The organism is uncultured Aureimonas sp. (assembly GCF_913775355.1).
Classification (GTDB): domain Bacteria; phylum Pseudomonadota; class Alphaproteobacteria; order Rhizobiales; family Rhizobiaceae; genus Aureimonas.
This window is the reverse complement of the sequence record NZ_CAJYIU010000197.1, coordinates 17,468-31,647: the sequence shown is the minus strand read 5'-3', so window position 1 is coordinate 31,647 and position 14,180 is coordinate 17,468. Positions and strand designations below refer to the sequence as shown.

Below are 14,180 nucleotides of genomic sequence, written 5' to 3'. Positions count from 1 at the left end.
CGCGGGCGTTCGGGTCGGCGCTCAGTGACTTCGCGGCGCGGCTCGGGCGGGCGAGGGCGCGCGCGCGGGACGGGCGCGTTGATCACCGCTTCCGCCGCCGCCTCGACCACGGGCGGCGGCTCCGGCTGTGGTTGCGGTGGCGGCTCGGGCAGAGGGGCGGGTTCCACGACCGGCGGCGGCTCCTCCATCGGCGGGGGCGGCTCCTCGACGGGCGGCGGGAGATCGGGTTCGGGGGGCGGCGCGATGAGCTCAGGTCGAGGCGGCTCGGGTTCAGGCTCCGGCGGCAGCGGTTCGGGCGGCGTGTCCTGCGGCTCCTCCGTGGGCTCCGGCGCTTCCACGGCGGGCGCGGCCGGCGGCGCGGCCTCCGGCGGCGCGAGCTCCATCAGGATCGGCGCCTCGGGTGCGCCGGCCGGCGGCGTCGCGATCGGGGGCATCTGCACGAAGAACCAGGCGGCCGCGGCATGGGCGGTCGCGATGCACAGCATCGCCGTGCCCCAGCGCGCGACGCTCCATGGGGTGGAGCCGCGCTCGAAATCCTCGGGACGGGCGAGCGTCATGGTTGCGGGGCGACCCCGGCGGCGGGGGCGGCGCCCGTGTTCTCGAGCCCGACCAGCGCGATCTTGAGATAGCCGGCGTCCCGCAGCGCGTTCATCACCTCCATGAGGTCGCCGTAGTCGACGGCGGCATCGGCGCGCAGGAAGATGCGCTCGTCCCGGTTGCCCCCGGTGCGCGCGTCGATCGCAGCCCGCAAGGCCTCGCGGGCGACCGCCGCCTCGCCCAGCACGAGGTTCAGGTCGTCCTGCACGGTGAGGTAGAGCGGCTCGTCGGTGCGCGGCTGGGGCATCGCGTTGGAGACGGGAAGGTCCACCGGCACGTCGACGGTGGAAAGCGGCGCGGCCACCATGAAGATGATGAGGAGCACGAGGACGACGTCGATGAAGGGCGTGACGTTGATCTCGGAGACTTCGCCCGCATCGTCGTCGTCGGAGCTTTTCAGGCTGACACCCACGGCGCGCTACTCCGCCGCCGCGCGGGCGTAAGCGGCCCGCTGCGGGCCGGCGCCCGCCGCGACCCCGGCGCGGTCGAGATCGCGCGACAGGTGCTGGAGGACGGCGGCGGAGGCGTCCGATAGGACGGCACGGTAGCCCGCGATGGCGCGGGCGAAGACGTTGTAGATGATCACGGCCGGGATCGCCGCCACGAGGCCGATCGCGGTGGCGAGCAGCGCCTCGGCGATGCCGGGCGCCACCACGGCAAGGTTGGTGGTGTTCGCCTGGCTGATGCCGATGAACGAGTTCATGATGCCCCAGACCGTGCCGAAGAGGCCGACGAAGGGCGCGGTCGAGCCGATGGTGGCGAGAAGCCCCGTGCCGCGCGCCATGCGACGGCCGGCGCGTGCCTCGATGCGCTGGAGCGCGATCGCGACGCGCTCCTTGACGCCGTCCGCCGGCAGTCCGGCGGAGCGGGCGCACTCCGTGGCGGCCGTCCGCACCATCGCGGCGACGGGGCCGCGCCGCCAGCCCTCGGCATCCACCGCGTCGGCCGACGGCAAGCCCTCGGCCTTGCCGAGCCGCCGGACGCCCCGGCCCGCGCGCGTCTTGGCGGCGGTGAGCTCCAGCGCCTTGGCGAGCCATATGGTCCAGGTGACGACGGACGCGAAGGCGAGCCCGATCATCACCGCCTTCACCACGTAGTCCGCCGCCATGAACATGCCCCAGGGGGAGAGGTCATGGGGCAGGGTGGCGGCGCCGGCGGTGGGCGGGACCTCGGCGGGCGCGACCGACACGTCGGTGGCGCTCGAGGCCGGAGCGGCTGCCGGTGCGGGACTGCCGAGCGGCGCGATCGTGCGCGGCTGGCCGGACGGAAAGACGGTGCCGGGCATCTCGCCGGCCGGCGCCGGGGCGACGAGGCTCGGGGCGGGATCGGCCGGGGCCGCCTCTGGTGCTGCCGTCTGCGCCTCGGCCCCGCCGGCCAGAATCGGCAGCGCGAGAAGGGCGGCGAGGATCGCCTGTCGGCCGGTCCGAGAACGCGCCGGCGGAAGAAGCGTGTCGTCTGTCATCGTCGAACTTTCTCGCCGATCGGGCGGGAGGGGCCCTGGTCTCGATGGCGTTCGGGGGAAGGCCCGGCTGCCGATCGGAATACATGAACAATCTAGTCATGTTTTCCATACGCATCGCGTCCGGTCCGCACAAGTCCCCGTGCGGGACCTCTCGCCCGGTCCCTGCGCCCGCATGCCGGGCACCCCCATCGACATGACGGCGCCGCGCTCCACCATAAGGCGGGAGATGAGCGGGACGCCGCGACGCTCGGGGTCGAACCCCCGCGACGCGCCCGGCCTCGAACCACAAGGAACGTCCCATGAGCGCGAACCCCGTAGCCGCCGACGCCGGATCCAGCGAGCGCGGCTCGCCCGAACAACTGGCGATCGACACGATCCGCACCCTGTCGATGGACGCCGTCCTGAAGGCGCATTCCGGCCATGTCGGCGCGCCGCTCGGCCTTGCGCCGGTCGCCTACACGCTGTGGACCGAGTTCATGCGCTACGATCCCGGCCGGCCGGACTGGCCGAACCGCGACCGCTTCGTGCTGTCGGTCGGCCACGGCTCGATGCTGCTCTACTCGGTGCTGCATCTGGCGGGTGTCGAGGAGATCGACGCGGAAGGTAAGAAGACCGGCAAGCCGGCCGTCTCGCTCGACGACATCAAGGCGTTCCGCCAGCTTTCGTCGAAGACGCCGGGCCACCCGGAATACCGGATGACCACCGGCGTCGAGACGACGACCGGCCCGCTCGGCCAGGGCTGCGGCAACTCGGTCGGCATGGCGATCGCCGAGCGCTGGCTCGCCGCGCGCTACAACAAGCCGGAGGCCAAGGTCTTCGACCACGACGTGATCGTCCTTTGCGGCGACGGCGACATGATGGAAGGCGTGTCCTCCGAGGCCGCCTCGCTCGCCGGCCATCTGAAGCTCTCGAACCTCCTCTGGATCTACGACAACAACAAGGTGTCGATCGAGGGCTTCACCAGCCTCGCCTTCTCCGAGGATGTCGCGGAGCGCTTCCGCGGCTACGGCTGGAAGACGCTGCACGTGTCGGACGCCAACGACCGGTCGGCGATCCGCCGCGCGGTCGAGGAGTTCCGCGCGACCGACGACCGGCCGACGCTCGTCGTCGTCGACAGCGTCATCGGCTACGGGCTCGCGAAGCAGCAGGGTACGGCGGCCGCGCACGGCGAGGCCTTCGACGCCGAGGACGTGAAGGGTGCCAAGCGCTCCTACGGCTGGCCGGAGGACAAGGATTTCTACGTTCCGGACGGCGTTGCCGCCGATTTCCGCAGCCGCGTCGAGACGCGCGGCAAGGCGGCGCGCGAGGCCTGGGACGCCGATTTCGCCCGCTACCGACAGGCCCATCCCGAGCTTGCCGCCGAGATCGACGCGATGCGCGAGGGCCGGCTGCCGGACGGCTGGGATGCCTCGATCCCGCGTTTCGAGCCGGACGCCAAGGGCATCGCCTCGCGCGATGCGTCCGGCAAGGTGCTCAACGCGATCGCCGAGCGCGTGCCGTTCCTCGTCGGAGGCTCGGCGGACCTTGCGCCGTCCAACAAGTCCAAGCTCGGCTTCGAGGGAGCGGGTAGCTTCTCGGCGGACGACTATGCCGGGCGGAACTTCCATTTCGGCATCCGCGAACACGGCATGGGCGCCGTCGTCAACGGCATGGCGCTCTCCTATGTGCGCCCCTACGGCGCGACGTTCCTGGTGTTCTCCGACTACATGCGCGCGCCCGTGCGCCTGTCGGCGATCATGGAGATCCCGGCGGTCTGGGTCTTCACGCACGATTCGATCGGCGTCGGCGAGGACGGACCGACCCACCAGCCGGTGGAGCACCTCGCCTCGCTTCGCGCGATCCCGGGCCTCAACACGATCCGCCCCTGCGACGCCAACGAGACGGCGGAAGCCTGGCGGGTCGCAATGGAGCAGCGGCACGAGCCGACCGCGCTCGTGCTCTCGCGCCAGCCGCTGCCGACGCTCGACCGCTCGACATTCGCGCCCGCTTCGAACCTTCGCCGCGGCGCCTACGTGCTGGCCGAGGCCGAGGGCGGAAAGCCGGACGTGATCCTTCTCGCCACCGGCTCGGAGGTCTCGCTTTGCGTCGCCGCGCGCGAGACGCTGGCCGCCGAGGGCATCAAGGCGCGGGTCGTCTCGATGCCGTCCTGGCACCTCTTCGAGCGGCAGGACGAGAGCTACCGCGACGAGGTCCTGCCGCCGGACGTCATGGCCCGCGTCGCGGTGGAGCAGGGCGGCTCGCTCGGCTGGGACCAATATGCCGGCTCCAAGGGCGCCAAGATCGTGATGAAGACCTTCGGCGCCTCGGCCCCGATCGCCAAGCTTCAGGAGAAATTCGGCTTCACGGTCGACAACGTCGTCAAGCTCGCGCGCGAACAGGTGGCGGCCGGCCGCTGAGCCGCCGCCCGCCTTCACTCTCCGACGCAACGAACATCGCAGGACCCACATGCAGATCGCGATCATCGGCCTCGGCCGCATGGGCGGCAACATCGCCCGCCGCCTCATGGCGCACGGCCACGAATGCCTCGTCTTCGACCGCAACGCGGAGGCCGTGTCGGGCCTCGAGGGCGAGGGCGCCAAGGGCGCGTCGTCGCTCCAAGACCTAGCCGGCCGGTTCTCCGGTCGCCGCATCTTCTGGGTCATGCTGCCGGCCGGCGAGCCGACGGAGGCGACGATCCGCGAGCTCGGCGATCTCGCCTCGCCCGGCGATGTCGTGATCGACGGCGGCAACTCCTTCTACAAGGACGACATCCGCCGCGCCAAGGAACTGGAGCCCAAGGGCGTGGCTTACGTCGACGTCGGCACGTCTGGCGGCGTCTGGGGGCTGGAGCGCGGCTACTGCATGATGATCGGCGGGCCGGAGGATACCGTGCGCGAGCTCGATCCGATCTTCGATGCGCTGGCGCCGGGATACGGCGACATCGAGCGCACGCGCGGCCGCCACGCGGAAGACGACCGGGCCGAGCGCGGCTACATCCATGCGGGACCTGCGGGCGCCGGCCACTTCGTCAAGATGGTGCACAACGGCATCGAGTACGGGCTGATGCAGGCCTATGCCGAAGGCTTCGACATTCTGAAGACCAAGAACTCCGAGCACCTGCCTCCAGACGAGCGCTTCGACCTCAACCTCCCCGACATCGCCGAGGTCTGGCGCCGCGGTTCGGTGATCTCGTCCTGGCTCCTCGACCTCACCGCGATCGCGCTGGCGGGCGACGGGAATCTCGACCACTTCTCCGGCAACGTCGCCGACAGTGGCGAGGGGCGCTGGACGTTGGAGGCGGCGATGGAGGAGGCGGTGCCGGTCAACGTCCTGTCGGCGGCGCTCTACGCGCGCTACCGCTCGCGTCAGATGGCGACCTTCGGCGACAAGATGCTGTCGGCCATGCGCTACGGCTTCGGCGGCCACGTCGAGATCCCGCAGTAGGATGGCGGACACCCTCGATCCGGCTATCGCCAAGGTCATCCGCCTCGTGATCTGCGACATCGACGGCACGATCGTGCGCGACGACAAGACCGTGTCGGAAGCCACGGTCGCGGCCGTCGCGCGGGCGCGCGAGGCCGGCATCGCGGTCACTCTCATCAGCGCGCGGCCCGCGAGCGGGCTCGGGCACATCGTCCGCGAACTCGGGATCGAAGGCGCGGTCGGCGCCTTCAACGGCGGCACGCTGTTCGAGGCCGGCGGCGACGTGATCGAGGCGCATCGCCTCGCGCCGGACGACGCGAGGCGCGCGGTCGAGGCGCTGGATGCGGCCGGGGTGCCGGTCTGGGTGTTCGCGGACGGGCTCTGGCTCGCCCGCAGCGAAGATGCGCTGCACGGCGACCGCGAGCGCAAGGCGGCACAGCTCGATCCGACGATCGTCCAGGACTTCTCGCCCTGGTACGACCGGACCGACAAGGTCGTCGGCGTGTCGGACGACCATCCCCTCGTCGAGCGCATGGAGCGCGAGATCGGCGATCGTCTCGGAGAGACCGCCAACGTCGTGCGCTCGCAGCTCTACTTCCTCGACGTGACCGCGAAAGTCGCCAACAAGGGCGACGGCGCGGCCTTCCTCGCCAAGGCACACGGCGTGCCGCTGGAGGAGACCGCGGCGGTCGGCGACATGCCGAACGACATCCCGATGCTCCGGCGCGCCGGTCTCGGCGTCGCGATGGGTCAGGGCAGCGAAGCCGTCCGGCAGGCGGCCGGCTACGTCACCGCCTCCAACGAGGAGGACGGTGTGGCGAAGTTCCTCGACCGCCTCGTGGAGGCGCGGCGGGGCTAGTCCGCCTCGCCGAGGGCGCCCGCCAGAAAGTCGACGATCTGGCCGCCGAGCGGGCCGGGCGCGCGGTCGATCGACCAGGCGGCGCCGAGCGCGCGCACGGGATGCAGCCGGTTGTCGGCGCTGCGCAGGCGCCTCACCGCGCCCGACGCCTCCTCGCGCGCGAAGAACGCTTCGTTGGTGAAGCACCAGCCAAAGCCGCCCGTCACCAGCATCCGGATGTGTTCGAGGTCGTTGGATGTCCAGACGTCCGGGCCGAACACGCGGCCCAGGCGCTCCACGTCGACGCCGGGATCGCCGATGAAGTAGATCTGCCGCTCCGACTGGAAGGCCTCGATCGGGATCGGCTGCGCCATGCGGGCGAGCGGGTGGGTCGCGGCCGCCACCGGCCACATCGTCACGTTGCGGAACGAGCGGGCCGTCATGTCGGCCGGCACGTTGGCGAGGAAGGTCAGCGCGAAGTCGACGTCGCCGCTGCGCAGGGTTTCCCAGAGCGTGTTGAGCGAACTCGTGAAGAGCTGGACGCGGGCGCGCGGGCGCGCCGCATCGAAGCGCTGCAGCGCGGCGCGGAGATGGTCGAGCGGAAAGAGGACGTCGACCGCGATGCGGATGCGCGTCTCCTCGCCCTTCTCCAGCGCCTTCATGTGGGCCGTGAGGCGGCGGGCGCTTTCCACGAGGAAGCTGGCTTCGGCGAACACCGCGCGGCCGCGGCGCGTGAGTTCGGGCTGGCGCGAGGCGCGCTCCAGAAGCGGGAAGCCGCAGTGCCGCTCGATCTGGGCGACCGCATAGGAGACCGAGGAGACCGCCCGGTTGAGCCGCCGCGCGGCGCCCGTGAAGCTGCCCTCCTCCACCACCGTCACGAAGGTGCGGAGCTGGTCGATCAGATTGGGGTTCATTCGAAGGATCCGAACGATCTGTGCGATCGATTACGTATTCCTGAAAGCATTTCCCTTTGCTAGCCTCCTTCTGGTTGTGCCGATTGGGAGATCGGACCAACCCATATCGGCACTGACAGGCTCTGGGAGGAGGCGGGTCATGCAGCATCCGACGGCGCTCGTCGCCGCAAGCACCCGCGCGTCCGACGGCGCGGCAGGTAGGCCCGAAGCGCTGGCCTGCGAGAATGTCAGCCGCTGGTTCGGCGGGCTTCAGGCACTGAAATCCGTGTCCATCCGCGTCGGCCAGGGCGAGATCTTCGGCCTCGTCGGGCCGAACGGCTCCGGCAAGACGACGCTCGTCAACGCCATCACCGGTTTCTATCCGCCGCAGGACGGCTCGATCCGCCTGCACGGGGCGCGCATCGAGGGCACGCGGCCGCACAAGGTCGCCCGGATGGGCGTCGCCCGCACCTTCCAGAACGTCGCCCTCTTCCGCGGCATGAGCGTTCTCGACAACATCCTGATGGGCCGGCACATCTTTATGCGCCCCTCGGCGCTGGCCGCCTTCTTCTATCCCGTCTGGGCCGAGCGCGCCGAGATCGACAACCGCCGCAAGGTCGAGGACGTGATCGACCTCCTGCAGCTCCAGAGCGTGCGCGACGAGCATGTCGACACGATCCCGCTCGGGCTGCAGAAGCGGGTCGAGCTTGCCCGCGCGCTCGCCGCCGAACCGCGCCTCCTGGTGCTGGACGAGCCGATGGCCGGCATGAACCAGGAGGAGAAGGAATACATGGTCCGCTTCATCCTCGACGCGCGCGAGGAACTGGGTCTGACCGTCCTCCTGATCGAGCATCACCTCGATGTGGTGACGGCGATCTGCGACCGGGTGGTCGTCCTCAACAACGGCAAGGCGATCGCCGAAGGCCCGGCGCGCGAGGCGATGAGCGACCCGGCCGTGGTCGCCGCCTATATCGGAGGGGCCGCCCATGCTGCATGACGGGGCGACGATCGAGGCGGGCGCGCGGGCGCTGCATCCCGACTGGCGGGATGGCGACACGTTGATCGCGGCGCTCAACGAGAACGCCGAGAAGCACGGGAGCACCGTCGCCGTGCGCGAGCGCGACCGCGGCATCTGGCAGGAATGGACGTGGGGGCAGTATCGCGACCGTGTCCTCGAACAGGCCGCGGGCTTCGAGGCGGCGGGTCTGAAGGCCGGCGACATCGCGCTCGTGATCGGCGACAACCGCGCGAGCCTCTATGTCGCGATGCTCGCCGTCATCGCGCTGCGCGCGGTGCCCTCGCCCGCCTATTCCGAGGTCGCGCCGGAGGAACTTGCCGGCCAGATCCGCCGCGAGGGCATCCGTTTCGCCATCGCCGAGGATCAGGAGCAGGTCGACAAGCTGCTCGTCGTGCGCGAGACCGTGCCGGAGCTTGCCACGATCGCCTATGACGACCCGCGCGGCCTGAAGGGCCGTGAGCCACCGGGCGTCGTCGGGCTGGAGGATCTCGTCGCAAAGGGTCGGGAGCGCCTGACCGCCGAGAGCGGTCTTCGCGACGATCTCCTCAAGCGCGCGCGCGTCCACGACGTCGCGGTGCTTCTCCATTCGTCGGGCACGACGGGGGCGCCGAAGGGCATTCCGCTCAAGCACGGCCACGTCCTGTCGGGCGTGCGCAACGCGGCCGCTGCCGGCTATTTTCGCGAGGGCGAGGTCCACATGGCCTATCTGCCCATGGCCTGGGTCGGCGACTTCCTGTTCTCGATCGCCGCCGCCATCACGCTGCGCTTCGTGGTCGCGATCCCCGAGCGCCAGGAGACCGCCCAGCACGACCTGCGCGAGATCGCGCCGACGATCTATTTCTCCTCGCCCCGCGCCTGGTCAAACATGCTGACGCGGGTGCAGGTCGGCATGGAAGAGTCGACGTGGCTGAAGCGCGGTCTCTTCGAGCATTTCGTGCCCTTCGCGGTGGAACTCGAACGCCGTCGGCTGGAGGGGCGCGAGCCCTCGGGCCTCGAGCGCCTGCGCTGGCAGGTCGGACGGTTCCTCGTCTTCGGCCCGCTCCTCGACCAGCTCGGCCTCTCGCGCGTCCAGCGCCCCTACACGGCGGGCGAGGCGATTGGCGAGGAGGTGTTCCTGTTCTTCCGGGCCCTCGGCCTCAACCTTCGCCAGTTCTACGGCCAGACCGAGAACTGCGCGCTCGCCGTCGCGCAAGGGGCGGGCGATCTCCAGCTCCACACGGTCGGCCGTCCGTTCCCCGGCATCGAGGTCCGGATCGACGAGACCGGCGAGATCCTGATGCGCGGCGACAACGTCTTCGACGGCTACCACGGCGACGAGGCGGCCAGCGCCAAGGCGCTCGACCGCGGCTGGCTGCGCACCGGCGATGCCGGCCAGGTCGAGCCCGACGGGCAGATCGTGGTGCTCGGCCGCGTGTCCGAGGTCGTCCACACGGGCGGCGGCACGCGCTACATCCCGACCTATATCGAGAACCGGCTGAAGTTCTCGCCCTACATCCGCGACGTCTGCGTCGTCGGTCGCGGTCGGCCATCGCTCGCCGCCATCGTCTGCATCGACTTCGAGGCGGTCGGCCACTTCGCGCAGGAGAACGCGGTCTCCTACACGTCCTACGCCGACCTGTCGCAGAAGCCCGAGGTGCTCGATCTCGTCGAGCGCACGATCGCCGATCTCAACCGGCGCCTGCCGGCCGGGCTGGCGATCACCCGCTTCGTCAATCTCCATAAGGAGTTCGATCCCGACGACGGCGAGGTGACGCGCACCCGCAAGCTGAAGCGCGACGTGATCGACGCCCACTACGCCCCGATCGTCGAGGCGCTCTATGCGGGCGCCGGCGAGATCGCCTTCGAGGCGCGCGTCGCCTACGAGACCGGCGCGGAAGGCGTCCTGAAGCGCGACCTCACCCTGCGCACGGTGGGCGAGGGGGGGGTGGCGGCATGAGCTACTTCGCGGAGCTTCTGGTCAACGGAGCGCTGACGGGTCTGATGTACTCGCTCGTCGCGCTCGGCATCGTCCTCATCTACAAGTCGTCTGGCGTGCCGAACTTGGCCCAAGGCGCGGTGGTGCTGATCGGCGCCTACGTCGTCTGGCTGCTGGTGGCCGCCGGCCTGCCGCTTCTGGCCGCCGTGCCGGTCGCCTGCGCGGTCATGTTCGGCTTCGGCCTCGCCGTGGAGCGCCTGCTTCTCAGGCGCATGGTCGGCCAGCCGATCATCATGGTGGTGATGCTGACCCTCGGCCTCGAGATCTTCCTGCGCGGTCTCGGGCCGGGGCTTCTGGGCGCCGCGCCGAAATCCCTCGATCTCGGCATCGACCTCTCGCCGATCATCGTCGGCGACGTCTTCATCAACCGCGACTATCTCTATGGCGGCGTGATCGCGCTGCTCCTGATCGGCGCCTCGCTCCTCTTCTTCCGCACGCGCCTCGGCACCAAGCTGCGCGCGGTCTCGGACGACCACGTCTCGTCCTGGGCGGTCGGCATCTCGGTGGAGCGGGCGATCGGCATCTCCTGGGGGCTCGCTGCGGTCGCCGCGGTCGCGGCCGGCACGCTCTGGGGCTCGGTGCAGGGCGTCGACTGGACGCTCTCGGCGCTGCTCTTTCCGGCCGTCGCCGTCGTCATCCTCGGCGGGGTGGACTCCATCGTCGGCGTCCTTGTCGGCGGGCTCCTCGTCGGCATCCTCGGCTCGGTCGTGCCGGGTTATCTCGACAGCCTCGTCGGCGGCGGCACGCGCGACGTCGTGACCTCGCTGATCATCCTCTTCACCATCATGGTCCGGCCCTACGGCATCTTCGGCCGCGAGGACATCGAAAGGATCTGACCGATGTTCTACCGTCTCGCCGGCGTCCACCACACGTCCTACCGCTCCGACGCCCGGCTCTGGCGCGTGCCGGCCGACCGCTATGTCCTCGCCCTCGTCCTGGCGCTCGGCGTCGCCGCGCCCCTCCTCGTGTCGCCGCTCTATCTCGGCTCCTACCTCCTGCCCTGGCTGGTCTGGAGCGCGGCGACCCTGTCGCTGACGCTTCTGATGGGCCTTGCCGGCCAGCTCCATTTCGGCTTCGCGGCCGTCATGGCGATCGGCGCCTACACCTCGATCCACCTGACGCGCGCCGGCCTGCCGTTCGAGCTGGCGCTGATCGGTGCCGGGCTCGTCTCGGCGGTGGTCGGCTGCGTCTTCGGCGCGGCGGCGCTCCGGGTGAAGGGGCTCTACCTCGTGATGGCGACGCTCGCCATGCAGTATCTCGTGGACTGGGTGATCATCAACGTGCCGGCGATCTCCGGCGGCGCGCAGGCGACGCTCCAGACGCCGCGCGTCTCGCTCCTCTTCCTGCCGCTCGACGGACCCTGGGCGCGCTACTGGGCGGCGCTCGCCTGGGCCGTGGTGGCCGCGCTTTTCCTTCTCAACGTCAAGCGCACGGCGTTCGGGCGCGCCCTCGTTGCCATCCGCGAGAAGGACTTCGCGGCGGCCGTCATCGGCGTCGATCCGTTCCGCACCAAGCTCGTCGCCTTCTTCACCTCGTCGTTCATGGGCGGCGTGTCGGGCGCGGTGCTCGCCTTCTGCTACTACCGGGCGGTCACGCCCGAGCAGTTCACCTTCAACGTCTCGATCCAGCTCGTCGCCATGGTGCTGGTCGGCGGCCTCGGCTCGGTGATCGGCGCGTTCCTCGGCGCAGGCTTCGTGCTCCTCGCCCCGATCGTCCTCACCAACCTCGTCATTGCCCTGTCGTCGGCCGGCTGGCTGTCGGTCTCGACCAACCTTCTCTCGCACATCCCGATGATGGCCTACGGCGCGCTGATCGTCGCCTTCCTGCTCCTGGAGCCGCTCGGGATGGCCAAGATCTACGACAACATCCGCAACACCTTCCTCGTCTGGCCCTTCCGCCACGCGAGGCGCTGACCGCCGAAAACCAAGAAACAACCGGAGGAGACCCACATGAAACGCAGTCTCGCATCGATCCTGGGAGGGCTCGCCCTCAGCGTCGGTCTCTCCGGCGCGGCGCTCGCGCAGGAGACGATCAAGTTCGCGATGCCCCAGGACTTCACGGCGGTCTATACGTTCGTGACGGGCGAATACAATCAGGGTCAGCGCGACTATCTCAGCCTCGTCAACGCCGAGGGCGGCATCGACGGCCGCAAGTTCGAGGCGCTGGTGTCGGACACCGGCAACCAGCCGCAGCGCGGCATCGAGGCCTACAACCGGGCCCGCGACCAGGGCGCCATCCTCTTCGACTTCCTGTCGACGCCGGTCTCGCGCGCCCTCGTGCCGCAGGCGCTGCAGGACAAGGTGGTGATGATCACGCCGGTGCATGGGCGCGGCGACGCCTCGGACGGCGAGACCTTCCCCTACATCTTCCCGATGATGGCGACCTACTGGTCTCAGGCGACCGTTCTCGCCAACTGGATCGAGACGAAGGGCGGCGGGCTTGCCGGCAAGAAGATCGCCCTCGTCCACATCGACAGCCCGTTCGGGCGCGAGCCGATCAACGTCCTCAAGGATCTCGCCGCCGAGAAGGGCTTCGAGGTCTCGACCTTCGCCTATGCCAGCCCCGGCAACGAGCAGGGCTCGACCTGGACCGAGGTGCGGCGCTACCGGCCGGACTACGCGCTGATCTGGGGCGCGGGTGGCGGTCAGGCCGTGTCGGTGCGCGAGGCCATCCGCAACGGCATCGCGGCCGACAAGATCCTGTCCGTCGTCTGGCTGACCGAGACCGACGCGCGCACCGTCGGGCCCGACATCATGAAGGGCGTCAAGCGCTTCGAGGCGGTGGCGCCGGGCCGCGACAATCCGATCATCCAGCGCATCGAAGAGAAGGTCGTCAAACCCGGCCAGGGCGCAGGCAATGCCGAATTCGTCGGCTCGTCGGCCTACAATCTCGGCGTCGCGACCATGGCCGTCGCTGTGGAAGCCGCACGCCTCGGCCTCGCCGACGGCGCGAGCGGCGAACTGACCGGCGAGCGCCTCAAGGCGGGCTTCGAGAAGATCTCGAACTTCAACGCCGAAGGGCTGATGCCGCCGATCACCATCACCGCCAAGGACCATCAGGGCGGCGGCTTCGGCCGCGTGTCGGAGTGGAACGGCGAGGCCTGGGTGCCGGTCACCGACTGGGGCGCGCATTACGGCGAGGTCGTCCAGAAGGAGATCGACGCCGGCGCCAAGGGCTTCCGCGAGGGACGCTGACGCCATGAGCCTCCTGTCGCTTTCCAATGTCGAGGTGATCTACGATCGCGTGTTCCTCGCGATCAAGGGCGTGTCGCTCCGGCTGGAGGAGGGCGGCATGGTGGCGCTGCTCGGCGCCAACGGAGCCGGCAAGTCGACGACGCTCAAAGCCATCTCGGGGCTGCTCGGCCCCGAGCGCGGACAGGTGACGCGCGGCGAGATCACCTTCGACGGGCGCGACGTGCGCGCCATGGGCCCGCCCGACCGGGTCGGCGCCGGCATCGTCCACGTGCTCGAGGGCCGGCGCATCTTCGGGCACCTGACGCCGGACGAGAATCTCGTCGCCGCCTTTCCTCTGAAGGGCTCGCGCGGCGAGCTCGATGCCTTACGCGATCGCGTCTACACCTACTTTCCGCGCCTGAAGGAGCGGGCGCGGCACAAGGCGGGGTATCTGTCGGGCGGCGAACAGCAGATGCTGGCGATCGGGCGCGCCATGATGACGAGCCCCCGCCTCATCATGCTGGACGAGCCGAGCCTCGGCCTGTCGCCGCTCCTCGTCTCGGAGATCTTCGCGATGATCGGCGAGATCAACCGCGCGGAGAAGCTGACCGTGCTTCTGGTCGAGCAGAACGCGGCCGCCGCGCTCGCCATCGTCGACCACGCCTATCTCATCGAGAACGGCCATGTCGTCATGGACGGATCGGCCGAGACGCTGCGCGCCAACCCGGACGTGCAGGAGTTCTATCTCGGGGGCGGCGGCAAGGTCGACTACTACAACGTCAAGCACTACCGCCGGCGCAAGCGCTGGCTGGCCTGACGCGG

Annotated in this window: 12 protein-coding genes and 1 pseudogene; 9 read left to right on the top strand and 4 right to left on the bottom strand. The window is 70.0% G+C overall.

What is annotated here, in order from left to right; all coding sequences use genetic code 11:
* The 3 genes and pseudogenes from QZ753_RS12310 to exbB all read right to left on the bottom strand — a co-directional run.
* A pseudogene (locus tag QZ753_RS12310) lies at positions 1-557 on the bottom strand (hypothetical protein); the annotation flags it as partial.
* Entirely contained in the window at positions 554-1,009 is a 456-nt protein-coding gene (gene exbD, locus QZ753_RS12305; RefSeq protein WP_294644101.1) for a TonB system transport protein ExbD, read from the bottom strand. The pseudogene QZ753_RS12310 and the gene exbD, both read right to left, overlap by 4 nt.
* 6 nt (positions 1,010-1,015) lie before the next feature.
* Positions 1,016-2,059: a tonB-system energizer ExbB gene (gene exbB / locus QZ753_RS12300; RefSeq protein ID WP_294644100.1), complete on the bottom strand. Its 1,044-nt coding sequence runs from the start codon at positions 2,057-2,059 to the stop codon at positions 1,016-1,018.
* Between the two features lie 299 nt (positions 2,060-2,358).
* On the opposite strand from exbB, the gene tkt reads away from it, so the two are divergent.
* From tkt to QZ753_RS12285, 3 genes are read left to right on the top strand one after another with little or no spacing between them, the layout of a single operon-like run.
* Positions 2,359-4,455, top strand: a complete 2,097-nt coding sequence (gene tkt, locus QZ753_RS12295; protein ID WP_294644099.1) for a transketolase — start codon at positions 2,359-2,361, stop codon at positions 4,453-4,455.
* A 49-nt stretch (positions 4,456-4,504) separates the two neighbouring features.
* Complete coding sequence (gnd, locus tag QZ753_RS12290; RefSeq protein WP_294644098.1) at positions 4,505-5,482, top strand: phosphogluconate dehydrogenase (NAD(+)-dependent, decarboxylating); 978 nt, start codon at positions 4,505-4,507, stop codon at positions 5,480-5,482.
* Position 5,483: 1 nt separating this feature from the next.
* Complete coding sequence (locus QZ753_RS12285; RefSeq protein ID WP_294644097.1) at positions 5,484-6,320, top strand: Cof-type HAD-IIB family hydrolase; 837 nt, start codon at positions 5,484-5,486, stop codon at positions 6,318-6,320.
* On the opposite strand, the gene QZ753_RS12280 is transcribed toward QZ753_RS12285, so the two are convergent.
* Positions 6,317-7,213 carry a LysR family transcriptional regulator gene (locus tag QZ753_RS12280; RefSeq protein ID WP_294644096.1) on the bottom strand — a complete coding sequence of 299 codons (897 nt, stop codon included), beginning with the start codon at positions 7,211-7,213 and terminating at the stop codon, positions 6,317-6,319. The two genes, QZ753_RS12285 and QZ753_RS12280, sit on opposite strands and share 4 nt — an antisense overlap.
* Positions 7,214-7,352: 139 nt before the next feature.
* On the opposite strand from QZ753_RS12280, the gene QZ753_RS12275 reads away from it, so the two are divergent.
* Genes QZ753_RS12275 through QZ753_RS12250 form a run of 6 tightly spaced genes read left to right on the top strand, consistent with a single transcriptional unit; the run spans position 7,353 to position 14,175 of the window.
* Positions 7,353-8,189, top strand: coding sequence for an ABC transporter ATP-binding protein (locus QZ753_RS12275; RefSeq protein ID WP_294644095.1), 837 nt, complete (start codon positions 7,353-7,355; stop codon positions 8,187-8,189).
* On the top strand, positions 8,179-10,146 hold the full coding sequence (locus QZ753_RS12270) for a long-chain fatty acid--CoA ligase (RefSeq protein ID WP_294644094.1): 1,968 nt from the start codon (positions 8,179-8,181) through the stop codon (positions 10,144-10,146). Before QZ753_RS12275 ends, QZ753_RS12270 begins: the two co-directional genes overlap by 11 nt.
* A complete protein-coding gene (locus QZ753_RS12265; RefSeq protein WP_294644093.1) occupies positions 10,143-11,021 on the top strand; it encodes a branched-chain amino acid ABC transporter permease in 879 nt (292 codons plus the stop codon). Before QZ753_RS12270 ends, QZ753_RS12265 begins: the two co-directional genes overlap by 4 nt.
* A 3-nt stretch (positions 11,022-11,024) precedes the next feature.
* Positions 11,025-12,098: a branched-chain amino acid ABC transporter permease gene (locus QZ753_RS12260; protein ID WP_294644092.1), complete on the top strand. Its 1,074-nt coding sequence runs from the start codon at positions 11,025-11,027 to the stop codon at positions 12,096-12,098.
* Positions 12,099-12,134: 36 nt separating this feature from the next.
* A complete protein-coding gene (locus tag QZ753_RS12255; RefSeq protein WP_294644091.1) occupies positions 12,135-13,379 on the top strand; it encodes an ABC transporter substrate-binding protein in 1,245 nt (414 codons plus the stop codon).
* 4 nt (positions 13,380-13,383) lie between these two features.
* Positions 13,384-14,175, top strand: coding sequence for an ABC transporter ATP-binding protein (locus QZ753_RS12250; protein ID WP_294644090.1), 792 nt, complete (start codon positions 13,384-13,386; stop codon positions 14,173-14,175).
* Positions 14,176-14,180 lie beyond the last annotated feature (5 nt).